This window comes from Pseudomonas sp. TWI628, from assembly GCF_039673865.1.
In the GTDB taxonomy this organism is placed as follows: Bacteria; Pseudomonadota; Gammaproteobacteria; order Pseudomonadales; family Pseudomonadaceae; genus Aquipseudomonas.
Window position 1 is genome coordinate 47700 of record NZ_JBDJMM010000035.1, and the last position, 25665, is coordinate 73364.

General features: G+C 65.1%; 23 protein-coding genes. 17 read left to right on the top strand and 6 right to left on the bottom strand.

Going from position 1 to position 25665, the window contains the following annotated elements; all coding sequences use genetic code 11:
* Positions 1-105 precede the first annotated feature (105 nt).
* Together ABE528_RS23525 and tadA are read left to right on the top strand one after the other, a co-directional pair.
* Positions 106-1488: a multicopper oxidase family protein gene (locus tag ABE528_RS23525; RefSeq protein WP_346654196.1), complete on the top strand. Its 1383-nt coding sequence runs from the start codon at positions 106-108 to the stop codon at positions 1486-1488.
* Positions 1488-1967: a tRNA adenosine(34) deaminase TadA gene (tadA, locus tag ABE528_RS23530; protein ID WP_346654197.1), complete on the top strand. Its 480-nt coding sequence runs from the start codon at positions 1488-1490 to the stop codon at positions 1965-1967. The genes ABE528_RS23525 and tadA overlap by 1 nt, the downstream gene beginning before the upstream one ends.
* Positions 1968-1973: 6 nt before the next feature.
* Here the strand turns inward: tadA and mltF are convergent, their stop codons facing one another.
* The gene (mltF, locus tag ABE528_RS23535; protein ID WP_152958340.1) at positions 1974-3431 is read right to left on the bottom strand and encodes a membrane-bound lytic murein transglycosylase MltF; all 1458 of its coding nucleotides are present in this window, start codon (positions 3429-3431) and stop codon (positions 1974-1976) included.
* A 289-nt stretch (positions 3432-3720) separates the two neighbouring features.
* Here mltF and purL point away from each other — a divergent pair, with 289 nt between their 5' ends.
* Together purL and ABE528_RS23545 are read left to right on the top strand one after the other, a co-directional pair.
* Positions 3721-7617: a phosphoribosylformylglycinamidine synthase gene (gene purL, locus ABE528_RS23540; RefSeq protein ID WP_152958338.1), complete on the top strand. Its 3897-nt coding sequence runs from the start codon at positions 3721-3723 to the stop codon at positions 7615-7617.
* A gap of 3 nt (positions 7618-7620) precedes the next feature.
* Positions 7621-7932, top strand: coding sequence for an NGG1p interacting factor NIF3 (locus ABE528_RS23545; RefSeq protein WP_346654198.1), 312 nt, complete (start codon positions 7621-7623; stop codon positions 7930-7932).
* 13 nt (positions 7933-7945) lie between these two features.
* Here the strand turns inward: ABE528_RS23545 and ABE528_RS23550 are convergent, their stop codons facing one another.
* The 4 genes from ABE528_RS23550 to tatA form a co-directional block, all read right to left on the bottom strand.
* Positions 7946-10042, bottom strand: a complete 2097-nt coding sequence (locus tag ABE528_RS23550; protein ID WP_346654199.1) for an HET-C-related protein — start codon at positions 10040-10042, stop codon at positions 7946-7948.
* Between the two features lie 83 nt (positions 10043-10125).
* On the bottom strand, positions 10126-10887 hold the full coding sequence (gene tatC / locus ABE528_RS23555) for a twin-arginine translocase subunit TatC (protein ID WP_346654200.1): 762 nt from the start codon (positions 10885-10887) through the stop codon (positions 10126-10128).
* Positions 10884-11174, bottom strand: coding sequence for a Sec-independent protein translocase protein TatB (gene tatB, locus ABE528_RS23560; RefSeq protein WP_152958333.1), 291 nt, complete (start codon positions 11172-11174; stop codon positions 10884-10886). The genes tatC and tatB overlap by 4 nt, the downstream gene beginning before the upstream one ends.
* Positions 11174-11407 (bottom strand): twin-arginine translocase TatA/TatE family subunit, encoded by a 234-nt coding sequence (tatA, locus tag ABE528_RS23565; protein WP_346654201.1) that lies wholly within the window; start codon positions 11405-11407, stop codon positions 11174-11176. The genes tatB and tatA overlap by 1 nt, the downstream gene beginning before the upstream one ends.
* 145 nt (positions 11408-11552) lie before the next feature.
* On the opposite strand from tatA, the gene gspK reads away from it, so the two are divergent.
* Positions 11553-12518, top strand: coding sequence for a type II secretion system minor pseudopilin GspK (gspK, locus tag ABE528_RS23570; protein ID WP_346654202.1), 966 nt, complete (start codon positions 11553-11555; stop codon positions 12516-12518).
* A gap of 40 nt (positions 12519-12558) precedes the next feature.
* On the opposite strand, the gene ABE528_RS23575 is transcribed toward gspK, so the two are convergent.
* Entirely contained in the window at positions 12559-14628 is a 2070-nt protein-coding gene (locus ABE528_RS23575; RefSeq protein ID WP_346654203.1) for a PhoX family phosphatase, read from the bottom strand.
* Positions 14629-14852: 224 nt separating this feature from the next.
* Here ABE528_RS23575 and ABE528_RS23580 point away from each other — a divergent pair, with 224 nt between their 5' ends.
* From ABE528_RS23580 to ABE528_RS23635, 12 genes are read left to right on the top strand one after another with little or no spacing between them, the layout of a single operon-like run.
* Positions 14853-16493, top strand: a complete 1641-nt coding sequence (locus ABE528_RS23580) for a lipoprotein UxpA (RefSeq protein WP_346654204.1) — start codon at positions 14853-14855, stop codon at positions 16491-16493.
* Positions 16490-16915: a pilus assembly protein PilZ gene (locus ABE528_RS23585; protein WP_346654205.1), complete on the top strand. Its 426-nt coding sequence runs from the start codon at positions 16490-16492 to the stop codon at positions 16913-16915. Before ABE528_RS23580 ends, ABE528_RS23585 begins: the two co-directional genes overlap by 4 nt.
* A gap of 3 nt (positions 16916-16918) precedes the next feature.
* Positions 16919-18871, top strand: a complete 1953-nt coding sequence (gene gspD / locus ABE528_RS23590) for a type II secretion system secretin GspD (protein ID WP_346654206.1) — start codon at positions 16919-16921, stop codon at positions 18869-18871.
* The gene (locus ABE528_RS23595) at positions 18871-20319 is read left to right on the top strand and encodes an ATPase, T2SS/T4P/T4SS family (protein WP_346654207.1); all 1449 of its coding nucleotides are present in this window, start codon (positions 18871-18873) and stop codon (positions 20317-20319) included. Before gspD ends, ABE528_RS23595 begins: the two co-directional genes overlap by 1 nt.
* A 3-nt stretch (positions 20320-20322) precedes the next feature.
* Positions 20323-21525, top strand: a complete 1203-nt coding sequence (gene gspF / locus ABE528_RS23600) for a type II secretion system inner membrane protein GspF (protein ID WP_346654208.1) — start codon at positions 20323-20325, stop codon at positions 21523-21525.
* A gap of 17 nt (positions 21526-21542) precedes the next feature.
* Complete coding sequence (gspG, locus tag ABE528_RS23605; RefSeq protein ID WP_060485699.1) at positions 21543-21977, top strand: type II secretion system major pseudopilin GspG; 435 nt, start codon at positions 21543-21545, stop codon at positions 21975-21977.
* A 3-nt stretch (positions 21978-21980) separates the two neighbouring features.
* Positions 21981-22418, top strand: a complete 438-nt coding sequence (gene gspH / locus ABE528_RS23610) for a type II secretion system minor pseudopilin GspH (RefSeq protein ID WP_152958326.1) — start codon at positions 21981-21983, stop codon at positions 22416-22418.
* Positions 22415-22783: a type II secretion system protein GspI gene (locus ABE528_RS23615; RefSeq protein WP_346654209.1), complete on the top strand. Its 369-nt coding sequence runs from the start codon at positions 22415-22417 to the stop codon at positions 22781-22783. The genes gspH and ABE528_RS23615 overlap by 4 nt, the downstream gene beginning before the upstream one ends.
* Positions 22780-23370 (top strand): prepilin-type N-terminal cleavage/methylation domain-containing protein, encoded by a 591-nt coding sequence (locus ABE528_RS23620; protein WP_346654210.1) that lies wholly within the window; start codon positions 22780-22782, stop codon positions 23368-23370. Before ABE528_RS23615 ends, ABE528_RS23620 begins: the two co-directional genes overlap by 4 nt.
* Complete coding sequence (locus tag ABE528_RS23625; protein ID WP_346654211.1) at positions 23367-24443, top strand: GspL/Epsl periplasmic domain-containing protein; 1077 nt, start codon at positions 23367-23369, stop codon at positions 24441-24443. Before ABE528_RS23620 ends, ABE528_RS23625 begins: the two co-directional genes overlap by 4 nt.
* Complete coding sequence (gene gspM / locus ABE528_RS23630) at positions 24440-24826, top strand: type II secretion system protein GspM (protein WP_346654212.1); 387 nt, start codon at positions 24440-24442, stop codon at positions 24824-24826. Before ABE528_RS23625 ends, gspM begins: the two co-directional genes overlap by 4 nt.
* Positions 24823-25482 carry a hypothetical protein gene (locus tag ABE528_RS23635; protein WP_346654213.1) on the top strand — a complete coding sequence of 220 codons (660 nt, stop codon included), beginning with the start codon at positions 24823-24825 and terminating at the stop codon, positions 25480-25482. The genes gspM and ABE528_RS23635 overlap by 4 nt, the downstream gene beginning before the upstream one ends.
* Positions 25483-25665: the final 183 nt, after the last annotated feature.

A 25665-nucleotide genomic window follows, 5' to 3' on the forward strand; every position in this document is an offset into this window, starting at 1 on the left:
ACAAGACTTCACTTAATATTTCTCAATTGCAGGTGTATCGTATTCGCCCTTCATCGCCAGCCATGCTGGCAGCTTGATTGCGCCGATCACGAGGTACCCGCACCGATGTCCTTCACCCGTCGACAAATGCTCAAAGGCCTCACCGGCCTGGTTGTGGTTGGCTTGGGCGCCGGTGGCGCGGCCCGTTACTGGCTGGGCAAGGTCGAGGACGACAACGCCGGGCATGACTATGAGCTGATCGCCGCACCGCTGGACGTCGAACTGGTGCCGGGTTTCAAGACCGAGGCCTGGGCCTTCGGCCCGTCGGCGCCGGGTACCGAATTGCGCGTGCGCCAGGGCACCTGGCTGCGGGTGCGCTTCATCAACCACCTGCCGGTAGAAACCACCATCCACTGGCACGGCATCCGCCTGCCGCTGGAGATGGACGGCGTGCCCTACGTTTCGCAGTTGCCGGTCAAGCCGGGCGAATACTTCGACTACAAGTTCCGTGTGCCGGATGCTGGCAGCTACTGGTACCACCCTCATGTCAGCAGCTCCGAAGAGCTTGGCCGTGGCTTGGTCGGCCCGCTGATCGTCGAGGAACGTGAGCCGACCGGGTTCAAGCACGAGCGCACCCTCAGCCTGAAGAACTGGCACGTTGACGAGCAGGGCGCCTGGCTGCCTTTCAGCATCCCTCGCGAGGCCGCGCGTAACGGCACTGCCGGGCGGCTGATCACCATCAATGGCCAGGCCGACTCGGTCACTGAGCTGCCGGCCGGGCAGGTGGTGCGCGTGCGCCTGCTGAATCTGGACAACACCTGGACCTACCGCCTCAACCTCAAGGGCAACTGCGAGGCGAAAATCTACGCCCTCGACGGCAACCCGATCACCCCGCGGCCTTTGGATGACGAATACTGGCTCGGCCCGGGCATGCGCATCTGCCTGGCCATCCGCATCCCAGAGGCGGGCGAGGAAGTCTCCCTGCGTGACGGCTTCGTGCGCCTGGGCACCTTGCGGTCAGTAGCCAGCAACGAGGCCCCGGGCGAGTGGCCCAAGGCCCTGCCGGCGAACCCGATCGCCGAGCCGGACCTGGAGAATGCCGAGAAGCTCAACTTCAATTTCGAATGGGCGGCGAGCGTCTCGGTCGACAGCAACCCGGACAAGCCGTCGAGCATGTGGCAGATCAACGGCCAGGCCTGGGATATCACCGACAAGACCTGCGCCGACCGGCCGATCGCCACGCTGAAAAAGGGCAAAAGCTACATCTTCGAGCTGAAGAACATGACCCAGTACAAGCACCCGGTGCACCTGCACGGCATGAGTTTCAAGGTAATCGGCTCCAATCGCCGGCAAATCCCCGAGCCTTACTTCACCGACACCTACCTGCTGGGCAAGAACGAGCGTGCCCAGGTGGCACTGGTGGCGGATAACCCAGGCACCTGGATGTTCCACTGCCATGTCATCGACCACATGGAAACCGGCCTGATGGCCGCGATCGCGGTGGTCTGATGCGTCCGCAGATCATCGATCGCAGCCGCGATCAGGAATTCATGCGCCTGGCCCTGGCCCTGGCTGCCGAGGGTGCGGCCATGGGCGAGGTGCCGGTGGGTGCGGTGCTGGTGCAGCATGGCCAGGTGATCGGCCAGGGCTTCAACCGGCCGATCGTCGACAGCGACCCCAGTGCCCATGCCGAAATGGTCGCCATTCGCGCAGCCGCCAAGGCAGCCAGCAACTACCGTCTGCCGGGCAGCACGCTGTATGTGACCCTGGAGCCGTGCAGCATGTGTGCCGGGCTGATCGTGCATTCGCGGGTGATGCGGGTGGTGTATGGCGCACTGGAGCCCAAGGCGGGCATTGTGCAGAGCCAGGGGCAGTTCTTCGGGCAGGGTTTTCTCAACCATCGGGTGATGGTGGAGGGCGGGGTGCTGGCGGAGGAGTGCGGGCAGATCCTGAGTGACTTCTTCAAGGCCCGCCGGGCCAAGGGCTGAACAGGCTTACATCGGCGGCGACTGATCCGCCGGCTTGTCCTTGTTCACCCCAGGTACATGCAGGTTGCCTTCGGCCACCTGGCCTTCAAGCTGCGGCTGGGTCACCCAGGTGAGGATGTCGTAGTAACGGCGGATGTTGGCCACGAAGTGCACCGGCTCGCCACCCCGGGCATAGCCATACTTGGTCTGCCGGTACCATTGCTTCTGCGCCAGGCGCGGCAGCATCTTCTTCACGTCCAGCCACTTGTTCGGGTTGAGCTTTTCACGCTTGGCCAGGGTGCGGGCGTCTTCCAGGTGGCCGGTGCCGACGTTGTAGGCGGCCAGGGCGAACCAGGTGCGGTCTGGTTCCTGGATACTGTCGTCGAGCTCTTCCTTGATCTTCATGAAGTATTTGGCACCGCCCTGGATGCTCTGCTTGGGGTCCAGGCGGTTGGACACGCCCATGGCCTGGGCCGTGCGCTGGGTCAGCATCATCAGGCCGCGCACGCCGGTCTTGGAGGTGACTTCGGGCTGCCACATCGATTCCTGGTAGCCGATCGCGGCCAGCAGGCGCCAATCGACCTGTTCGACCTTGGCGTAGCTCTTGAAGTGCTTCTCGTACTTGGGCAGGCGCTGCTGCAGGTGCTGGGCGAAGGTGTAGGCGCCGACGTAGCCGAGGACGTCAACATGGCCGTAGTAGCGGTCCTTCAGGCGCTGCAGGGTGCCGTTCTTCTGTGCCTTGTCGAGGAATGCGTTGATCTCGTTGAGCAGGCTGTTGTCGTCACCGGCCGCCACCGCCCAGCGCTGGTCGCGGGTGTCGCCCAGGTCGAAGGCGACCCGCACGTTGGGGAAGTACACCTGGTTCATCGCCAGTTCATTGGAGTCGACCAGGGTCAGGTCGATCTGCCCTTCGTCGACCATGCGCAGCAGGTCGACCACTTCGACGGCGTCGGATTCTTCGTATTCCAGGCCCGGATACTGCTTTTTCAGTTCGGCCAGCTGGTCGGCGTGGCTGCTGCCCTTGAGCACCATGATCTTCTTGCCGACCAGGCCCTTGGCATCGGTGGGGCGCGGGCGGCCATTGCGGTAGATGACCTGCGGGGTCACCTCCAGGTAAGGGTGCGAGTACCTGACCTGGGCCTTGCGCCGGTCGCTACTGACCAGGCCGGCCGCCGCCAGCACCGGGCCGGAAGGTTTGCCGAGCGAATCGTACAGTTCGTCGAGGTTGTCGGCGGTCTCGATCTGCAGCTTGACGCCGAGATCGTCGGCGAAATGCTGGACCAGCTCGTACTCGAAGCCGGTTTCGCCGTTGCGGTCCTGGAAGTAGGTGGCCGGGCTGTTGCGGGTGATTACGCGCAGCACGCCGTCCTCCTTCACGCGCTCGAGGGTGCTGGGTTTTTCAACGCAGGCACCGAGCAGTAGAAAGAGTCCGGTTGCGATTAGCCATCTGGCGCAACGTTGGCGCAAAGCAGTGTGGGCGAACATAGGTTGCAGTATACGCAAAGGACCGGCACAGCCATATCTCGACAACAGATAGCTTGTCTGGTAGCGGTTTCTATGCTGCAAGCCATAAGCTGCAAGCCACAAGAAAAAGCAGCCCGCACAAGGCATGCTTTTTCTTGTGGCTTGCAGCTTACGGCTTGCTGCTTTTTTTTGACCCCGAAGTCCGGTTCCGCCGCCCGGCAGCCATGGCGTAGAGCGGGTGCCGAAAGCCATCGAATTAGGCTAGAATGCACGGCCTCTAAGCACACCCCTTCCTGAGGCTGTCCCGACGATGTTGATCCTGCGCGGCGCTCCTGCCCTTTCTGCCTTTCGCCACGGTAAATTACTCGAGCAACTGAGCCAGAAAGTCCCCGCTGTTACTGGTTTGTATGCCGAATTTGCCCACTTCGCCGACGTTGACGGCGAGCTGACCGCCGACCAGCAGCAGGTGCTGGGCCGTCTGCTCAAATACGGCCCGAGCGTGCCGGTACAGGAGCCGACCGGCCGCCTGTTCCTGGTCGTGCCGCGCCTGGGCACCATCTCGCCATGGGCCAGCAAGGCCAGCGACATCGCTCACAACTGCGGCCTGCAGTCGATCCAGCGCCTGGAGCGCGGCATCGCCTACTACGTGGCTGGCAACCTGAGCGACGCCGACGCCGAGCTGATCGCCGCTGAACTGCACGACCGCATGACCCAGCGTGTGCTGGCCAAGCTGGAGCAGGCAGCCGACCTGTTCAGCCACGCCCAGCCCAAGCCGATGACCTCGGTCGACATCCTCAAAGGTGGCCGCGCCGCCCTGGCCCAGGCCAACATCGACCTGGGCCTGGCCCTGGCCGAAGACGAGATCGACTACCTGGTCAACGCCTTCCAGGGCCTCAAGCGCAACCCGAACGACATCGAACTGATGATGTTCGCCCAGGCCAACTCCGAGCACTGCCGCCACAAGATCTTCAACGCCAGTTGGGACATCGACGGCCAGGCTCAGGAAAAGAGCCTGTTCGGCATGATCAAGAACACCTACCAGATGCACAACGAAGGCGTGCTGTCGGCTTACAAGGACAACGCCTCGGTGATCGTCGGCAGTGTTGCCGGCCGCTTCTTCCCGAACCCTGAAACCCGCCAGTACGGCGCGGTGCAGGAGCCGGTGCATATCCTGATGAAGGTCGAGACGCACAACCACCCGACCGCCATCGCCCCGTTCTCCGGCGCCTCCACCGGCTCCGGCGGCGAAATCCGCGACGAAGGTGCGACCGGCCGTGGCGCCAAGCCAAAAGCCGGCCTGACCGGCTTCACCGTATCCAACCTGCGCATCCCGGGCTTCGAGCAGCCATGGGAGCAGGCCTACGGCAAGCCTGAGCGTATCGTCGACGCCCTCGACATCATGATCGAAGGCCCGCTGGGCGGCGCCGCGTTCAACAACGAGTTCGGTCGCCCGGCCCTGACCGGCTACTTCCGTACCTTCGAGCAAGCCATCGACACCCCGCACGGTGAAGAAGTGCGCGGCTACCACAAGCCGATCATGCTCGCCGGCGGCATGGGCAACATCCGTGAAGACCACGTGCAGAAGGGCGAGATCACCGTCGGCGCCAAGCTGATCGTGCTCGGTGGCCCGGCCATGCTGATCGGCCTGGGCGGCGGCGCCGCCTCGTCGGTGGCCACCGGTGCCAGCTCGGCAGACCTGGACTTTGCCTCGGTACAGCGCGAAAACCCTGAAATGGAGCGCCGTTGCCAGGAGGTCATCGACCGCTGCTGGCAGCTGGGCGACAAGAACCCGATCGCCTTCATCCACGATGTGGGTGCCGGTGGTATTTCCAACGCCTTCCCGGAGCTGGTCAACGACGGTGGCCGTGGTGGCCGCTTCGAACTGCGCAACGTGCCCAACGACGAGCCGGGCATGGCCCCGCACGAAATCTGGAGCAACGAATCGCAAGAGCGTTACGTGCTGGCCGTCAGCGCGGTCGATTTCGAGCGCTTCCAGGCCATCTGCGAGCGTGAGCGTTGCCCGTTTGCCGTGGTCGGTGAGGCCACTGAAGAGCCGCACCTGACCGTCAGCGACAGCCACTTCGGCAACACCCCGGTGGACATGCCGCTCGACGTGCTGCTGGGCAAGCCGCCGCGCATGCACCGTTCGGTCACCCGTGAAGCCGAGCTGGGCGATGATTTCGACCCGAGCGAGCTGGACCTGGACAACGCCGTCCAGCGCGTGCTGAACCACCCGGCCGTGGCCAGCAAGAGCTTCCTGATCACCATCGGCGACCGTACCATCACCGGCCTGGTTGCCCGCGACCAGATGGTCGGCCCGTGGCAGGTCCCGGTAGCCGACTGCGCCGTCACCGCCACCAGCTTCGACGTCTACACCGGCGAAGCCATGGCCATGGGCGAGCGTACCCCGCTGGCCCTGCTGGACGCCCCGGCGTCCGGGCGCATGGCGATCGGCGAGACCATCACCAACCTGGCTGCCTCGCGCATCGAGAAACTGTCCGACATCAAACTGTCGGCCAACTGGATGTCCGCCGCTGGCCACCCGGGTGAAGACGCGCGTCTGTACGACACCGTCAAGGCTGTCGGCATGGAGCTGTGCCCGGAACTGGGCATCACCATTCCGGTCGGCAAAGACTCGATGTCGATGAAGACCAAGTGGAGCGAAGAGGGCGTCGAGAAGAGCGTCACTTCGCCGATGTCGCTGATCATCACCGGCTTCGCCCCGGTCACCGACATTCGCCAGACCCTGACCCCGCAACTGCGCATGGACAAGGGCGAGACCGACCTGATCCTGATCGACCTGGGCCGCGGCAAGAACCGCATGGGCGCCTCGATCCTGGCCCAGACCTACGGCAAGATCGCAGCCCAGGCACCGGACGTCGACGACGCCGAAGACCTCAAGGCGTTCTTCGCCGTGATCCAGGGCCTGAACGCCGACGGCCACCTGCTGGCCTACCACGACCGTTCCGACGGCGGCCTGCTGACCACCGTGCTGGAAATGGCCTTCGCCGGCCACTGCGGCCTCGACCTGCAGCTCGACCCGCTGACCGACAGCAAGGCCGACGTGGCCGCCATCCTCTTCAACGAAGAGCTGGGCGCGGTCATCCAGGTTCGCCAGGACGCCACCCCGGATGTACTGGCACAGTTCAGCGTCGCGGGCCTGGACGACTGCGTCGCCGTGATCGGCAAGCCGATCAACAACGGCGAAGTCTCCATCAGCCTCAATGGCGAAGTGCTGTTCGACGACGACCGTCGCATGTTGCAGCGCCAGTGGGCCGAAACCAGCTACCAGATCCAGCGCCTGCGCGACAACGCCGACTGCGCCGATCAGGAGTTCGACCTGCTGCTCGAGGAAGAAAACCCGGGGTTGTCGGTCAAGCTGGGCTACGACGTCAACGACGACATCGCCGCGCCGTACATCAAGAAGGGCGTGCGTCCGCAAGTGGCAATCCTGCGTGAGCAGGGCGTCAACGGCCAGGTCGAGATGGCAGCCGCCTTCGACCGTGCAGGCTTTGCCGCCATCGACGTGCACATGAGCGACATCCTTGCTGGCCGCGTCGACTTCGAAGCCTTCAAGGGCTTGGTCGCCTGTGGTGGCTTCTCCTACGGTGACGTGCTCGGCGCCGGTGAAGGCTGGGCCAAGTCGGCGCTGTTCAACAGCCGCGCCCGCGATGCCTTCCAGGCCTTCTTCGAGCGTAGCGACAGCTTCGCCCTGGGCGTGTGCAACGGTTGCCAGATGATGTCCAACCTGCACGAGCTGATCCCGGGCACCGAGCACTGGCCGCACTTCGTGCGCAACCGCTCGGAGCAGTTCGAGGCGCGCGTGGCCATGGTCGAGGTGCAGAAGTCCAACTCGATCTTCCTGCAGGGGATGGCCGGTTCGCGCATGCCGATCGCCATCGCCCACGGTGAAGGCCATGCCGAGTTCGCCAGCGAAGAGGCACTGCTGGCAGCCGACCTGTCCGGTTGCGTAGCCCTGCGCTACGTCGACAACCACGGCAAGGTCACCGAAGCCTACCCGGCCAACCCGAACGGCTCGCCGCGTGGTATCACCGGCCTGACCAACCGTGACGGCCGCGTGACCATCATGATGCCGCACCCGGAGCGTATGTTCCGCGCCGTGCAGAACTCCTGGCGCCCGGATGAGTGGCAGGAAGACGCCGCGCTGATGCGTATGTTCCGCAATGCGCGGGTGTGGGTGAACTAAGGCGTGTACAAGCTCGCCTTCTTCGTCCCGGCCAGCCACGTTGACGTGGTCAAGGCCGCTGTATTCGCCGCCGGTGGCGGGCGTATCGGCGACTACGACCACTGCGCCTGGCAAACCCTCGGCCAGGGTCAGTTTCGCCCGTTGCACGGCAGCCAGCCGTTCCTCGGGCAAACGGGCCAGGTCGAGGTGGTCGAGGAGTGGAAGGTGGAGCTGGTGGTGGCCGACGACCTGATTGCTCAGGTCGTCGCTGCCCTCAAGCAGAGCCACCCGTACCAGACGCCAGCCTATGAGGTCTGGCGTTTGCTGGACTACTGAATTCGCAAACCTTTCATTGCCAGGGCGCTGGCCCTGCATCTGGCAGGTTGACGATGCTCCAGAAGCTCGTGTCGGTCAGTTCCTCTATTTCCTTGACGTGATTGATCGCTGAATCCAGGGCTTCCTGGATGTCTTTCAGGGCATCGTCCAGTTCCTTACGCTGCAGCTGCCTCAGTGTCTCGATCGATTTCCCCTGTTCGATCTTGTCGGGATTCCCGCGCGCCCAATCGGCGACAGCCTCCATGAACCAATCGGTGTCATTGGGGTGGACGATGAAGCGTTCGGCCAGGATCCTCGGGTCGCCTTGCTCCGTACCCAGGCCCATCCAGTGATTGAACATGGCCTGGCCAACGTCCTTGACCGCCAGTGCAGCCAGGCGCACTGCCAGGGAATGAAACGGGTGTGTGTCGTGGTCCTTGGCCAAATGCGAATGGGTTGCCATAACATCGGCGTCGTTGTTCGGGTCTCCATCCAGATGAATCTGCAAGGTAGCGATATGGTCGCCTGCCCATTTCAGTAACGGTTTCCTGATCAGGTTGCAGGCGTAATCGATGGCCTTCAGCGGTAATTCAACGGCACCTGTGACATGGTTCAACCACTGGTACAGCTCGTTGCTCCTGAGGTTATCCCGCGCAGTCAGATACCGTTCGTAGGCCTTGACCAGCAAAGGGTCTTCATCTTTCAGCAGTATCAGCATCACGTTATCAAAGTCGCTGCGATCGCCGGGTTGCTGTGCGGGCGAAGCGTCGTTGCCAAAGAGCAGGTTGGCCAGTGGGTCGCTGACACTGCCGACGATATCCAGTGTGCCGAACATGCCTGTGATGACGGGCCACTCATGGCGGCTGACAGCTCTTGACTCGACACGGGTGGTCCAGGGCAGCACCTCGTCATATCCCAGTCTTTTCAAGCTGAGTTCCACAAAGTTGGAGTGGGCGTAATAGTCCTCCAGCACATGCAGGGCTTCGCCAAACAGCCGCATGCCCTTGGCCGTCATGCCTTCCTTCTTTGCAGCCTCCAGCTGTTTGATCATGTAGGCAATTGACCGGCGCATGTAACGCTTCATCGAGCGTTTGGGTAGCACCCCGTTGAGTTTGTCTTCGGGGAACACCGGCGCGGCGAAGTCGGGGTCGATTCTCCGTGGGTCGATCGCCTGCCTGTCGAGTTTGGTCGGGTTGTCGATGTGTTCGTGGGCGCGGTACACCCCCAGCAGCTTCGGCGTCACCCGATAGCGGTCACGATCTTCAGGCGTCTGCTGCAGGCTATGGAATTCCTTGAGGGCAAACAGGTCGACGATGGCTGTCAACTTTACCCGGGATACGCGCGGGATCTGCCGTGAGGCAATGGCCTGGAGGATCTCTGCGACATCGATGGCGGCATCTTGCTCGGGATGGACGATTGCGGGGTCAATCATTTGCGAGTAATCACGAAGCCAGTTGCCAAAGTAGATGGCTTTGCGTTGGTCTTCATTGAAACCGACGATCTCCAAAGCGTCTTCGATGGACTCATGGCCGAAGGATGTATGGCCATGACCTCGTCCCGAAGCAAAGCGTTTCTGGCGGTGCAAGGGGCGTTCCGGGGGGCCGAGAATCAGGCTGTGTTCGGTTCCTGCCTCATTGAATGTTGCAAAGGCGCTGCCGACGGCGATGGGTTCGTTATAGAAAAGCAGGGTCTGCACGAATGCCTTGGAGACCTCTGTGGGCATGGCGGGCGCAAGGTCGGACGCGTCTTCTGCCGCAGCACCCTGAAGCAGCAGGTTATGAATGTGCAGGGCAAATGATTGCAGTAGCGCCAGCATGAGCCTGGCGGTCTGCGCAGGATGCTGCATGGCTTGTGTGATGCTCTCGCGTTGCACGAGTATCAGGCGCGATTCTCGCTGGTAGGTGCAAGGTTCGGTGATGTTGCTGCTGATCTGGTAACTGGGGTTGTTGAAGGTCTTGGCAAGCAGTTGCCGCTGCAGGTGGATGAACAGGGCAGGTGGCAGACGGCTGCCGAATACCGGCCTGAACAGGTGAGTAAAAAGCTGAAGGTCGATACTCGAGGCGAGTTTGCCGAGTTGTTCGAGGGCGAATGTGCTGGAAAACGAGAGGTCGTCTGGCTGCTGGTCGTTCATGGTGTCTGCCTGGTCTGGATGAACGACCATCATGTGCACTTGGTTGTCTTCGGAGCATGAGGCAGTGCTACCTGTACAGAACGTCAACCTTCTGCGGCTTCACGGGCATGAGGCGGTTGATTCCGGACCAGGCTGCAGGCCAGCAGCCCCAGTTCGAAGAGCACCCACATCGGCACCGCCAGCATGGTCTGCGAGAACACATCTGGCGGGGTGAGGATCATCCCCACCACGAAGCAGCCAACGATCACGTAGGGCCGGCTGCGCCGTAGTGTTGGTACATCGGCAAGCCCGACCCAGACCACGATGAAGGTCGCCACCGGGATCTCGAAGGCCAGGCCGAACGCCAGGAACAGCGCCATGATGAAGTCCAGGTACTGGCTGATGTCGGTCATCATCGCCACACCGTCCGGTGTCGCGCTGGCAAAGAAGCCGAACATCATCGGGAATACCAGGTAGAACGCGAAGGCCATGCCGGCATAGAACAGCACGATGCTCGACACCAGCAACGGCAGGGCGATGCGCCGCTCGCGACGGTACAAGCCCGGGGCGAGAAACCCCCACGCCTGGTGCAGCAATAGCGGCATGGCGACGAACAGCGCGCACATCGCCGTCAGTTTGAAGGGCGTGAGGAACGGCGAAGTGACGCTGGTGGCGATCATGCTGGCGCCTTCCGGCAGAAAGCGGCGCAGCGGCTCGGAGATCAAGGTGTAAAGTTGCTGGGCGAAGGGGAACAGCCCGGCAAACACCACAGCCAGCAGCAGCAGGCAGCGTACCAGGCGCTTGCGCAGGTCTCGCAGATGGTCGGTTAACGGCATGCGTGCGGCCGGGTCCAGGGCAATGCTCATGGGGTGTTCTCCTGGGCGACGGTGGCGGGCAAGGTGCCATTGGCCGGTTCCGCCTTGAGGCTGATGCCCTGGCGGATTTCCTGCTCCAGGCGCTGCAGGGGCGCGCTGTCCAGGTCGGGCATGTCGATTTCACGCTCCATCTGCGCACGCAAGCCATTCATTGCCCGGCGCGCCTGGCCCAGGCCACGGCCCAGGGTGCGTGCCGCAACCGGCAGGCGCTCCGGGCCCAGTACCAGCAAGGCGACGACACCTACCAGCAGCAGCTCGCTGAAGCCTACCTCGAACATCAGGCTTGGCGATCCGCTTGCGGCTGCTGTGCGGCCTGGGCGGTTACCGTTGGTTGTTGTTGCACGTGGGCGGCACCTGGGGCGTTGACGTCAGGATCGCCCCCCATGGATTTGCGAAAGCCCTGGATCGCTTCGCCGACATCGCTGCCCAGGCCCTTGAGGCGTTTGGTGCCAAACAGCAGAAACACGATCAGCAGTACGATCAGCAGTTGCCAGATTCCGATGCCACCCATTTTGACTACTCCTGTAAGGTCATGAAAATGAAGGCCAATCCTGCCGCGTGCAGATGACGCCCACATGACTGCAAGGCTATTGCAACCTGACTGCAACAACCCGCGTGTTGACTGGCGCCCTCATCGATGAAAAGGATGCGCACGGATGTACGGCAAGCGACAGCAGGGGGCGGCACTGCTGATGGTGATGGTGGTGCTGGCCATGCTCGCCGCAGGCATGGCCTGGCTGGTGGAGGATGGCCGCCGTCAGGTGGATGAGGTGCAGCTGTTGCGCCAGCGGGTGCAGGTACGCGCCATGGAGCAGGCCGGCCTGGCCTATGCCGAGCAGGCCCTGCGTGACCCTGCCTGGCGGCTCAGCCCGTTGTTCTGGCAGGCGCTGCGCGGGCAACCGCTGAAGTACGATTTCGGCGCCGGGCAGGCGCAATTGCGGGTGCGGGACCAGCACACCTGCTTCAATGTGAATGCGCTGCTGGGGGCCGATGGCGAGCGTGCCGAGCGCCAACTCAAGCGCCTGCTGGGTGATGACATGGCCGCCGCACGACTGGTCGATGCCTTGGCCGACTGGCTCGACAGTGACAGCGATGCCCGCCTGCAAGGCGCCGAAAGCGCCCAGTACCTGCGCCAGCAGCCCCCGCGCCTGGCGGCCAACCAGCCGATGCTCGATACCAGCGAGCTGAACCTGCTGCTGGAACCGGACGCTTCCCGGCAACGGCGTTACCCGATGCTGTGCGCCTTGCCGCAGACCACTGGCTGGCGCCTGAATGCCAATGCCCTTGGGCTGGAGCACCTGCCGTTGCTCGATGCGTTGTATGAGGGGGGGTATCCGCGTTCATTGCTCAGCCGCATCATCAGCGGCCGGCCGGCGACGGGGTATGAAGATGCCTCGGCATTGCGCCAGGCGTTGGGGGCGGTGGATGACGAGACGTTCGAACGGTTGAGCGAGGGGTTGCTGCTCAACAGTGGGCATTACCTGTTGCAGTTGTCGTTCGAAGAGCAGGGCAGGGTGATGCGCAGCGAGTTTCAGGTGGAGGCGTTGGGTGTGGTGCAGTGGCATGCACGGGTGCCGGCGCAGCAGGTGAGAGTCAGGAGTAGGGAACCATTGGCCTGGTAGCCTGCTGGAGGCCGCAAAGCGGCCCCCGTGCACAGGTCGATCAGGCAGTACCGATCTCGCCACCATCATCCCGCTGGATCACCACCGTCGTAGCCCGCGGCCTGACCTTGGCCCCTGCCGGAGTCGCATCGGTCGCCTTGTCGGTATACGGCCAGTTATCCGGGTGCTGGATGTTGATGAACAACGTCTTGTTGTCCGGCGTGAAGCTGATGCCCGTCACCTCGCAGCCGTTCGGGCCGACGAAGAAGCGGCGCAGGGCCGTCTGGTTCTGAGCATTGATCGGCACCTGCTTGCCACTGGCATCCACCAGGTCGGTGGGGATCACCGCCAGCAGCTGGTCGTTGGTGTAGTCGGTGAGCGTGGTCTCACCGTTGTCGGTCTCGAACCACAGCACGCCCCGGCTATCGAAGCTCATGCCGTCGGGGCTGGCGAACTGGTTGAGTTCGGTCAGGCCCGAACGGTTGATGTCGGCCGTACCGGCGGCGTTGGCACCGAACACGAAGATGTCCCAGGTGAAGCTCAGTTGGTCGTCGCTGTCGTGCCAGCGGATGATGTGGCCGTGACGGTTAGGGCCACGCGGGTTGGCCGCATCGACCTTTGCCGGGGTGCGCGCGCTGTTGTTGGTCAGGGTCAGGTAGGCGTCGCCGTTGAGCGGGTTGACGGCGGTCCACTCTGGGCGGTCCATCGGCGTGGCGCCCACGGCATCGCCAGCACCCCGGGTGTTGAGGATGATGCCAGCGAGGTCACCGTACAGCGCACCGAGCGTGCTGCCAGCGGAGGTGGCGGTGTTCACGTCGAGCAGCAGCCACACGCCGGTGCCGTCGGCATTGAAGCGGGCGACGTACAGCTTGCCTTGGTCCAGGTACTTGGCCCCGGTGGCCAGGCGGTCGGCCGGGTTGGCGTCGGCGGCATCCCATACGGCTGTGGAAACCCACTTGTACAGGTACTCATTGTTCGAGTCGTCGCCCATGTACCAGACCAGCGGCTTGCCCACTACCGGCAGGCCCGGGCAGCAACCTTCGTGGCGGAAGCGGCCCAGGGCGGTGCGCTTGGTGGCCAGGGTGCTGCTGTTGTAAGGGTCGATCTCGACGATGTAGCCATAGGTGCTGGCTTCGTTGCGGTAGTCGTCGGTGGCGCTGGCACCCTTGACGGTCACGTCGAAGCGGGCGAACTCATCGGCCACTTCGCTGCTGTCACCGGCAGCGCTTTCCCACTTGTACTGGCCACTGGAGGTGCCGACGCCGATGCGGCGCTGGTCTTCCGGGCGGGTGCCCTTGTTGACGAAAATGCCCGGCCAGTTCTCTTCGCAGGTCAGGTAGGTGCCCCACGGGGTGTAGCCATTGCCGCAGTTGTTGTTGGTGCCACGGCAGTGGGTGCCGTCGATCGAGTACTTGGTCTTGAGGTGGTCGGTGCCACGCAGCGGCCCGGTCAGTTCCATGCGCGAAGCGGTAGTGAAGCGGCGGTTGAGCGGGTCGTTGTCGACCACCTGCCAGCGGCCGTTGACCTTCTGCAGGCGCACCACGCCAGCACCGTGGGCGTTGATCTCCTTGCGCACTTCTTCGGCCGGGCGCTTGCCGCTGGCATCGGTAGTCGGGCCGTTGGGGTGCAGGGCCGCGGTGTCGATGTACTCGAAGTTGATCGCCAGCAGGCCGTCGTCGGAGCTGCCGTTGATCGGGAAGAAGTGCATGCCGTCGTGGTGCATGCCCATGGCATTGGCCTGGTCGGTCGAGGTGTTGCTGCCGTCCGATTTCCACGGGTTGGCGTTGCTGTTCAGTGGCGTGCCCCAGGGCGCCAGTACATAAGCGCTGTAACCGGCCGCGACGACGCAGGCATCGGTGCGCGAACCGGCGATGGACTGGAAGCCCAGGGCCAGTTTCGGGACTTCCGGTTCAGTCGGGTCGGTTACCGGCGGTTGCGGTGCCGGATCATCATCGGAGCCGCCGCTGCTGTCGAAGCAGCCGGTCAGGCCGGTACCGGCAATCATGGCGATGGCGGCGCCCAGGCTGCCGCGCATCACGCTGCGACGGCTCAGGTAAGCGTCCATGACGCTGGCCATCGGCAGGTTGCCGCTCTGGTTGCGGTCCAGGTTATCGCCGGTATCTCGACTCATCAGGGTGTCCTTATAGTGGCTGAGTGGGAGGAAACCGCGACTTTAGGGCGCTACTGTGATGATTCATTGGCAGAAATATTAACGGCTTTTTAAAACTGTAAGTTCTTATTACAAATACCGACAGATCGATTTGGAATGATTGTCGGATTTTTGACATTAAATTGTCATGCCTACGCCGCAACATCCGGGGCCCAACGAGAACTCGGATAAGGATGGCGGGCCCGATGGCAAGCAGTGTAAACAGGCGCGAATTGATCAGCTGGATGGGTGTCGGTGCGCTGGCACCGCTGCTCGGCGCCTGCTCTGCATTGCCAGGCCAACGCGGCGGCAGCGCCAGTGTGGATCTGCTGTACGTTGCCGACACCCTCGATGCGCGCCAGCCCGGTTTGCCGGTAGTGCCGGCCACGCGCCTGGGCCCGGTCAGCCACCTGGGGCGGGCACCGTGGATGACCGGTACCAGTGCCAGCCTGGCACACCCGCAGCTGGCAGCGTTGCTCGATGCCAGCCAGGCGGCGGGCGTTAAGCTGGGCGGCTACGCCGTGCTGGCTGCGCTGCTGGAGCAACTGCGGAGCGAAGCCGGGGCGGGCAACAGCCTGACCCTGGAGAACGGCCAGGGCTGGAACGGCAGCGGCCTGGCCTACCTCACCCAAGGCGAAAGCGGCGTGCAGGGCAGCCAGTTGCTGGGCAGCGAAGCACGGGTCAGCAGCGATGAGCGTGTGCTCTGGCCCCAGCGCAGTGCGGCGCTCTATCGCCAGTCTTCCGCTATCACCCTCGGTGCCGGGCTCGCGATTGATCAACGCAAGTTGCTGAACCTTGAGCCCCTGCACGTCTTCGAACGTGGAGGTGCGCGCATCGCCGTGGTCGGTGTCACCGACCCTTACGCCCAGGACCAGAAGGCCTCCCTTAAACAGTGGTACCAGTCATTGCTGCCGACCTTCGAGCAGGCGCGGCGCGAGGCCGACCTGGTCGTGGCGATGGCCGATGTCGGCAGCGGGCCGGGCCTGTGGCTGGCCGAACGACTGCCTGACGTCGATGTGCTGCTCTGTGCCCGTGGCCAGGACTTGTGGCCGGTACCGGTTCAGGCCACCCAGGCCAGTGGCCGTCGGGTGCCGGTGCTGTTTGCCGGTTGCCGCGGCAGTGGCGCATTCCGCCTGCGTTGCCAGCAGGTCGCTGGGCAATGGCAGTTCGACGGGCAGTTCTTTCCGGCTTTTGAACGCTACTTGTCGCCTGCTGCGCAGATGCGCGCCAGCCAGTTGCACAGTGAACTGCGCCAGCAACGTGCCGGCCACGCGGCGTGGCTCGACCAGCCACTGGCGCGTGCGCCGCAGGCCCTGTGGCGCCGGGATACCCGCGGCGGCAGCTGGGACCGCCTGCTGCACCAGGCCTTGGCCGATGACAGCAGCCTGCCGGTGCTGCTGCCGGGCCTGCGCTACGACTATCCTCTGGCGGCAGGCGAAGCGATTACCCGCGAGCACCTGATCAGCCTGACCGGTGGCTACCCGGCGCCCGTCGTCGAGGCCCCGGCCCGGCAAGTCGAGCAAGTGCTGGAGAACGCAGCCGAGCAACTGTTCGGTGACCCACTGCTGCTCGACAACAGCCAGGACCTGCCGCGCTGGCAGGGCCAGGCCTGGCGCGTCAGTTACAGCCCGCAAGGCAAGCGCATCAGCGGTATCGACCCGGTGCAGGGCCTGTGCCGTACCTTCGGCCTGCAATTCGAAACCCGGGCGGGCGAGCCGCTGTGGCAACGGGTCGAGGCTTGGCTGGCGCGGCAGAAGGCCGATTGGCAGCTGGCGTCGTTGCAACTGCCCGAGGTGCGCTACGTGCAGGGCCACCCAGGCTGGCACCCGCGGCAGGTCGTTTCGTGAGCCTCGCTTCGCGCCTGATGTCCGGCGGCCTGCTGACCCTGGCCGGCTGGCTGGCCGCCCAGTGCGTATTGCAACTGGGGCGCCAGCCGCAACCGGCCAGCCCGGCGCAACTCGCCGCCACACCGCTACCTGGCCTGCTGATCGGTCACTGGCAGCCAGCGGCCGATGACGGCTCGATCGCCATCACCCGCCTGCCGTTGCAGTACCTCGGCGGCCTCAAGGCCCAGCCGTTGTCGGCCAGCGTGGTGGTGCTGCGCTACGGCCAGCAGGTCCGCACCCTGGGTCGTGGTCAGCGCCTGGCGCCGGGCATCGTATTGCAGGACATCGACGCCGATGGCCTGATTTTCGACAACCAGGGGCGGCGTGAACGCCTGCCCTGGCCGCCACGCCCAGCCGTGACCGGCTTCAAACGGCAAGGATGAATGATGTTTGCCAGATACTGCGTGGCCGCAGCCGTGAGCCTGGGCCTCTCACTCGCCTGGGCAGAAGAGCCGGAAACCTTCGATGACAGCGGCACGCCACTGTACGAGGTGAACTTCGTCGACACCGAGCTGGGCGAGTTCATCGACAGCGTGTCGCGCATCACCGGCACAACCTTCATCGTCGACCCGCGGGTCAAGGGCAAGGTCACCGTGCGCACTGTCGACCGCCACGACGCCGATGCCATCTACGACATCTTTCTCGCCCAGCTGCGCGCGCAGGGTTATGCCGCTGTCGACCTGCCCAACGGCAGCGTGAAGATCGTCCCCGACCAGGCCGCGCGCCTGGAGCCGGTGCCGGTCGAGCCTGCGGGCAAACAAGGCGAAGGCAGCGACAGTGTGGCCACACGGGTATTCAACGTGCGCAATGCCGCCAGCGAGCAGATGCTCGGCATCCTCAAGCCGCTGATCGATCCTCGCGTCGGGGTGATCACGCCGTACCCGGCGGCCAACCTGCTGGTGATCACCGACTGGCGCAGCAACCTGCAACGCATCGACAGCCTGCTGCGCCAGCTCGACCAGGTCAGTGACGAGCCGCTGCAGGTCATGCCGTTGCGCCATGCCAGCGCTGCCGACACCGCGCAGCTGCTCACCCGCCTGCTGGCCCGCGAACAGGGCGCCGACAGCACCCAGGTGGTCGCCGACCCGCGCAGCAATGCCTTGCTGGTCCGTGGCAGCACCGAGCGGGTGCGGGCATTGCTCGGCCAGCTCGACCGCCCCAGCGACAACCAGCACAACAGCAACACCCAAGTCATGTACCTGCGCCATGCCAATGCCGCAGAAGTGGTCAAGGTGCTGCGCGGCCTCAGCCAGGAAGGCGCGGTGCCCGGCGAAGTGGCGGGCGAAGGGGAGGGCAAGGACCGGCCAGTGATGGCGGCCGCCAGCGACTCCGGCATCCGCCTGGAATACGAAGAGGGCACCAACGCCGTGGTCATGGTCGGCCCCGACAGCGAACTGGCAGCCTACCGCTCGATCGTCGAGCAGCTGGACATCCGCCGTGCCCAGGTGGTGGTCGAGGCGATCATCGCCGAGGTGTCCGATATCCAGGCCCAGGAGCTCGGCGTGCAGTGGTTGTTCGCCGACGAGAAGTTCGGCGCCGGCATCGTCAACTTCGGCAGCAACGGGGTGAACATCGCCAACATTGCCGGTGCTGCCGCCAGTGGCGACAACGAGGCACTGGGCGACCTGCTGTCGTCCACCACCGGCGCCACGGTTGGCTTTGGCCACATTGGCGGCGGTTTCAACTTCGCCATGCTGATCAACGCACTCAAGGGCAAGAGCGGCTTCAACCTGCTGTCGACGCCAACCCTGCTGACCCTGGACAATGCCGAGGCGTCGATCCTGGTTGGCCAGGAGGTGCCTTTCGTGACCGGCTCGGTGACCCAGAACAACACCAACCCCTACCAGACCATCGAGCGCAAGGAAGTCGGCGTGAAGCTGCGCATCAAGCCGCAGATCAACGTCGACAACAGCGTGCGCCTGGACATCGTCCAGGAAGTGTCGTCGATTGCCGACTCCCGCGCCGCCAGCGACGTGATCACCAACAAGCGCGAGATCAAGACCAAGGTCATGGTCGAGGACAATGGCCTGGTCATCCTCGGTGGCCTGATCAGTGACGAGCTCAGCACCAGTGACCAGCGTGTGCCGTTGCTCGGTGATATTCCCTACCTGGGCCGGCTGTTCCGTTCCGACGCCAGCAAGAACACCAAGCAGAACCTGATGGTGTTCATCCGCCCACGCATCTTGCGCGACGGGCCGAGCCTGGCGAGCCTCAGTGAAAGCAAGTACCGCACCCTGCAGCAGACCACGCCGCTGCAGCTGCCCGACCTGGCCGAGGGGACCCCGTTGTTGCAGGTGTTCCCTGCCAGCCGCGCACGCCTCGAAGGCGGTAACTGGTGATGCTGCCGTATCGCCTGGCCCGCCAGGCCGGGCTGGCCATGGCCCCGGCCGAGCAAGGCTGGCGTCTGTGGCTGCGCCGCGACGCCGACAGCGACCAGCTGCAGGAACTGCTGCGCGTGCATGGCCGGCCCATGGCGCTGGAATACCTGGAGCCTGCGGCGTTCGATGAGCGCCTTGGCCAGCTTTATGAGGCGGGCGCGGGCGCGACCGAAGCGCTGATCGAAGGCATTGGCGAACAGGTCGACCTGGACAGCCTGATGAGCGAAATGCCGCGCATCGAAGACCTGCTCGAAAGCGACGACGAAGCCCCGGTGATCCGCCTGATCAACGGCCTGTTCGGCCAGGCGCTGCGCCTGCGTGCCTCGGACATCCATATCGAAACCTTCGAGCAGAGCCTGGTGGTGCGCCTGCGCGTCGACGGCCACTTGCGTGAGGTGCTGCGCCCGCCGCGGGCGCTGTCGGCGATGCTGGTGTCGCGGATCAAGGTCATGGCACGGCTGGACATCGCCGAAAAGCGCCAGCCCCAGGATGGCCGCATCACCTTGCGCGCGGCCGGCCGGGAAGTGGACGTGCGAGTGTCGACGTTGCCCGGTATTCATGGCGAGCGCGTGGTGATGCGGGTGCTAGACAAGCAGACCAGCCTGCTGGCGCTGGCCAACCTGGGCATGCCCGCCGCCGTGCTGCAGGGCTTGCGCAGCTGCCTGGCGCGGCCCAATGGCATCGTCCTGTCCACCGGCCCGACCGGTTCGGGCAAGACCACCACGCTGTACGCCAGCCTCAACAGCCTCAACGACGGCAGCCGCAACATCCTCACCGTTGAAGACCCGGTCGAATACGCCATTGCCGGCATCGGCCAGACCGCCATCAACCCACGCGCCGGGCTGACCTTCGCCAGCGGCCTGCGCGCCATCCTGCGCCAGGACCCGGACGTGATCATGCTCGGTGAAATCCGCGACCAGGAGACCGCGCAGATCGCTGTGCAAGCCAGCCTCACTGGCCACCTGGTGTTGTCGACGCTGCACACCAACAGCGCTGTGGGCGCCGTCACGCGCTTGCGCGACATGGGCATCGAACCGTTCCTGATCGCCTCGTGCCTGCGCGGCGTGTTGGCCCAGCGCCTGGTCAGGCGGCTTTGCCAATGCGCCGTCGCGCAGCCATTGCAATCGACCGAACGTGCCCTTTGGCCAGAGCTGGCGGCGCTGCACAGCAGCTATCACGCGGTCGGCTGCGTGCATTGCCAGGGCAGTGGTTATGTCGGGCGGCTGGGGCTTTACGAGTTCATCGAACTGGACGCCGGCCTGGTCGGCCTGCTGTACGACGGCGCCAGCGAACTGGCCATGCAGGGTTACCTGGCCGAGCGCCGGCAGAGCCTGGTGGCGATGGCCAGCGATTGCCTGGCCCGCGGCGATACCAGCCTCGCCGAGGTGCTGCGCGTGGTGCAGGGCTGACCGATGCCGACCTTCCGCTACCAGGCCGTCGACCTTGCCGGCAAGACCCACAAGGCCAGCCTGCAGGCCGACAGCGAACGCCATGCCCGCCAGTTGCTGCGCGAGCAGGGCCTGTTTCCGCGCCAACTGCAGCGCCATGAAGCCGGCAGCCGCCAACCGCGCCGTCAGCGTCTGAGCCGTGCGCAGCTGTGCGAGCTGACCCGCCAGCTGGCGACCCTGACCGGCGCGGGCATCCCGCTGGTCGATGCCCTGGCCACGCTGGAACGGCAACTGCGCGAACCGGCCCTGCAGGGCGTGCTGGTGGCCCTGCGCGGCTCACTCGCCGAAGGCCTCGGACTGGCCCGCAGCCTCGCCCGGCAAGGGGCGCCATTCACCGGTTTGTACTGCGCCCTGGTCGAGGCCGGCGAGCGCTCTGGGCGCCTGGCCCAGGTGCTGACCCGCCTGGCCGATCACCTCGAACAGGTGCAACGCCAGCAGCACAAGGCGCGCACGGCGCTGATCTACCCCTGCGTGCTGATGGGGGTATCGCTGGCAGTGGTGGTTGGCCTGATGACCTTCGTCGTGCCCAAGCTCACCGAACAGTTCGCCCACGCGGGCCAAAGCCTGCCGTTGATCACCTCATTGCTGATCGGCCTGAGCCAAGGCCTGGTGCAGGCCGGCCCCTGGCTGTTGGGGTTGGCGCTGGTGTCCGGCGTGCTGGCCAGCTGGCTGCTGCGCAAGCCGCGCTGGTGCCTGCGCCGCGATGAACTGCTGCTGCGCCTGCCGCGTATCGGCATGCTGCTACAGGTGCTCGAAAGCGCCCGTCTGGCGCGCAGCCTGGCAATCCTCTGTAGTAGCGGCGTGGCCCTGCTCGAAGCCCTGCAGGTGGCCACCGAGACCGTCGGCAACCGGCGCATCCGCCTGGCCATGGAGCAGGTGCGCCAGCACGTGCAGGGCGGCACCAGCCTGCACCGCGCCCTGGATGCCAGCCAGCAGTTCCCGCCGTTGCTGGTGAACATGGTCGGCAGCGGCGAGGCCAGCGGCACCCTGGCCGACATGCTCGAACGCGTGGCCGACGACCAGGAACGTGGCTTCGCCCGCCAGGTGGACACCGCCATGGCGCTTTTCGAACCCCTGATGATCCTGGTGATGGGCGCCGTGGTGCTGTTCATCGTGCTGGCGGTGCTGTTACCGATCATGCAACTCAATCAGGGCCTGCAACTGTGAACCCAAGGAGCACTCCCATGCAGCATCGACGCAACCGCCAGCGCGGCTTCACCCTGATGGAAATCATGGTGGTGATCTTCATCATCGGCCTGCTGATCGCCGTGGTCGCGCCCAGCGTGCTGGGCAACCAGGACAAGGCCATGAAGCAAAAGGTCATGGCCGACCTGGCGACCCTTGAACAGGCGCTGGACATGTACCGCCTGGACAACCTGCGCTTCCCCAGCAACGAACAGGGCCTGGCCGCGCTGGTGAAGAAACCGACCCAGGAACCGCTGCCACGCAGCTGGCGCAGCGACGGCTATGTGCGCCGCCTGCCGGAAGACCCATGGGGCACCCCGTATCAGTACCGCATGCCCGGTGAGCATGGGCGGGTCGATGTGTATTCGCTGGGGGCCGATGGTGTACCCGGTGGCGAAGGCCAGGATGCCGACCTGGGCAACTGGGCCCTCTAGATCATGCATGGCCAGCGCGGCTTCAGCCTGCTCGAATTGCTCGTGGTACTGGCCATCGCCGGGCTCATGACCGGCATGGCGGTGGCCTGGCTCGACAGCGGCAAGGCCAGCGTCGATCAGGCGCTGCAGCGGCTGGCCACAGAAACCCGCACTCAGGCAGCGCTCGCCCGGCATGCCGGGCAGTTGCGCGGATTGCGCTGGACTGGCCTGCGGCCAGAGTTCGTGCGCCGTGAAGGCGATGGCTGGGTGGTCGAGGCAGGCGCCCCGGCTGACTGGCCAAAAGGCCTGCGCCCGGACTGGCCGGCCAGCGCCCAGCCGCGTGTGCTGTTCACCCCGCAGGGCTGGGCGCAACCGGGCTCGGTGAGCTGGCGCTGGGCCAACGGCAGCCAGCGTTGGGACTGGGGCCACGACGGCCAGCTACGCGTGGCGATGGCGCGATGAAACGCAGGCAGCGCGGATTCACCTTGCTGGAAGTGACCGTGGCCCTGGCGATAGCCGCGGTGCTGGCGGTCATCACCAGCCAGGTGTTGCGCCAGCGCCTGGCGGTGCAGGACAACGTGCAGCAGCATCGTCTGGGCGTGCTGTGTGCTCGCGAACTGCAGGCGCGCTTCACCGTCGAGCAGTACTGGCCGGCCAGCAACCAGGTCGATGGCGTGCTCAGCCAGGGCGGCCAGGCCTGCCATTGGCAAATGCAGCTGCGCCGCACCGGAGTGCGCAACTTGCGCCGTGGCGAATTGCAGTTGTATGCCGACCGCGACCAACGCCTGCCGCTGGGCCAGTACACCGTTTTTCTGGAGCAGCCATGAAGCGGCGCCAGGCAGGTTTGACCCTGATCGAGCTGATGGTGGCCATGGCCCTGACCGCGCTGCTCGGGGTGATGCTGTCGGCGCTGGTCAATGGCTGGCTCAAGGTGCGCGAGCGGCTGCAGGTGAACTCCCAGCAAACCAGCGTGCTGGAGTTCTGCCTGGCCCTGGAGCGGCGTTTCGACATCCCGGTGCTGCGCCGCCTGTACGAACAGCGCCTGCCCCTGGCCAGCCGCTGGCTCGACTGGCAGGCCGACCGCCAGCAGTTGCTGTGGGTGGCCGCCGCCGCCCTGCCCGAGGCCGAGGGCGGTTCGCGCCTGCAACGCCAGCGCCTGCGCTTCGATGTGCGTGAGCAACGCCTGCTGCTGGAAAGCTCGGCCGAGCTGTACGCCGCCAGCGAGCCGCGCTGGGTAGTGCGCGAGCAACTGCCGCGGGTCAGCACGATCAACGTGCTTTACCACCAGGGTGGCCGCTGGCTGCCCTGGCCCTCCGACCAACCCGCGCACCCCGGCCGTGGCGTGCGCCTGGAAATGCAGCGTGATGGAGCACCGTATGTCTGCACCTTTGTTCTGCCCTGGGGGCGCTCATGAAGTTTGAATGGCGCAAATCTGCGACAGCGCGACCGTGGCTGTTGTTGCGCCCGGGCGAGGTCTGGGACTGGCTGTTGGTCGAGGCGGATGGCGCCCAACGCCAAGGGCAGGGCGAGCCACCTGCGAACTTGCTGGCACGGGTGGCGCTGATCGTCCCCGGGGAATGCTGCAGCCAGTTTCAACTGGCGGCGCCGCCGGGCTTGAAGCGCGATGAGTGGCCGCTGTTGCTGGAAGACCGCTTGCTGCAGACAACGGACGAGATCTTGTGCGCCTGCCTGTCGCGTCAGGCGGGGCAATTGCGCCTGATGGTGGTGGAGCGGCAGTTGCTGGTGCCGTGGCACGAGCAATGTGCTGAATGGGGGTTGCAGGTGGAATGCTGCTGGGCCGAGTTCCAGTTGCTGCAGACACCCGAGCCGGGCAGTGCCTGGCAGTGGCAGCGCACGCCGGAGGTATCGCTGTACAAAGGGCAGGTGGAGTGCGGACTTGAACATTGGTTGGCCTGGCCCACGGCGTTGGGTGAACTGCCCCAGCAGCCGTGGTCGGGCTTGTCGCAGGCGGTTATGTCCGGCGCTTGGCCAAGTGCATTGGCACCGCTCGACAACCTGCCCAGCCTGCTCGAAAGACCCCGTCAGGCGCGCTCGCTGCCTGGCGTGTCGCGGCAACAGCAGCGTCTGCTTGCGGCGTGCCTGGTGTTGGCCAGCGCATGGGGCGGCCTGTGGCTGACCCAGCAATGGCGCCAGGTGCAAACCTGGCGTGGGCAGGTAGTGGCGGTCACCGGTGAACAGGCCAGCCCCCGGCACGCGGCACAGGCCCTGAAGCGTCTGCGGGAAAGCGAACTGCAACAGCAACTGCGCGAGCGTCAGCTCGAAGACCTGCAGGCACGTCTGCACGCCTGGCTGCGCGAGCATCCCGCCTGGCGGCTGCAGGCCGTGCGTTTCGATGGCCAGCGCTGGCACCTGCGCCTGGACGGCGATGGCGCCGCACCGCCGTGGGCCGAGATGGCCAGTGCGGTCGGCGCAGCCGTGCAGATACAGGACGGGCAGGTGGTGTTCGACCTGGGAGCGGCCTCATGAATCGGGACTGGATGCAGCGTCATCGGCTGTGGTTTGCATGGGGGCTGATTGGCTTGCTGCTGGCCTTCCTGGCTGTACGCGAAGGCCTTGCACAATGGCGAGAGCTTAGCCAGTGGCGTGAGCTGGCAGTGCAGGCCGCAAGCTTGCAGGGTGGCCCGGGCGTGAGCCTGGAGCGCCTGCGTCAGTCAGCCCAGTCGCGGCAAATCGAACTGGCTGATGTCGATGTGCAAGGCAAAAGCTGGCAGCTGCGGGGGCAGGTAGCGGATGAGCGCGTGCTGCAGGGCTGGTTGCGGAGCCTGCGTGCGGAAGGGGCGCAGCCGTTGCAGTGGGGGCTGGAGCAGGATGCCAAGGGGCTGCGCTTTGAGTTGGTGGTGCAGCCATGAGCCGTCGCGGGCTGCTGTGGTGTGGGTTGGTATTCACGCTGACCTTGCTGGTCGAGTTACCGGCTGCCTGGGTGGTGCGCGGCATTGGCCTGCCGGCACGTGATGTCAGCGGCAGCGTGTGGCAAGGCCAAGCGCAGCAGCTGGGGCCGGTCGGGCCGCTGCGCTGGGCGTTGCAGCCATGGCGCATGCAGGCCAACGCGCAGCTCGGTTTCCAGGGCCAGGCCTGGCAGGTGCGCGCCGAAGGCTGGCCCTGGCGCTGGCGGCTGGAAGCGGCGGCTTTGGCCCCGCAGGCGACGGCACTGACGGATTACCGCCTGGCCGGGCAATGGCAAGGGGCGCTGCGCATGCAGGGTTCGGGGCGTCAGTGTAGAAGCAGCGAGGGGCGGGTGGGCGTGACGGATCTGGCCTTGAGCGAGCCGTGGTCGCTGGGGTTGGGGCAGGGCTGGGTGGAGGTGGATTGCTCTGCTGGCTGGCGCTTGCGTGGGCAATTGGTGCAGCAAGGGCAACATGAATTGAAGCTGGATGCGGACTTGGTGAGGCGCAGAGCGCAGGTGGCGTTCAGCCTGGAGCGTGAGGCTGCGCTGACGCCGTTGCTGAGGGGCGCACAGTGGCTGGGGCCGCAGGCGCTGGCGGGGCAGCGGGAGGTGCGTTGGTAGGGCGGGGGATTGGGTCAGGGCTACCATGTGTTCGCCATTACAGGTGCAGCGCCTATGAGATCGAGCGCCGCCGGGACTGTCAGATTTTTTGTGTGCGGGCCGGTAACGGCCTGCCGTTAGGCAGGCCCTGATTTTCACCAGGTCGGCCTGATGAACCGATCTCCGTACAGAACCGCAAATTGA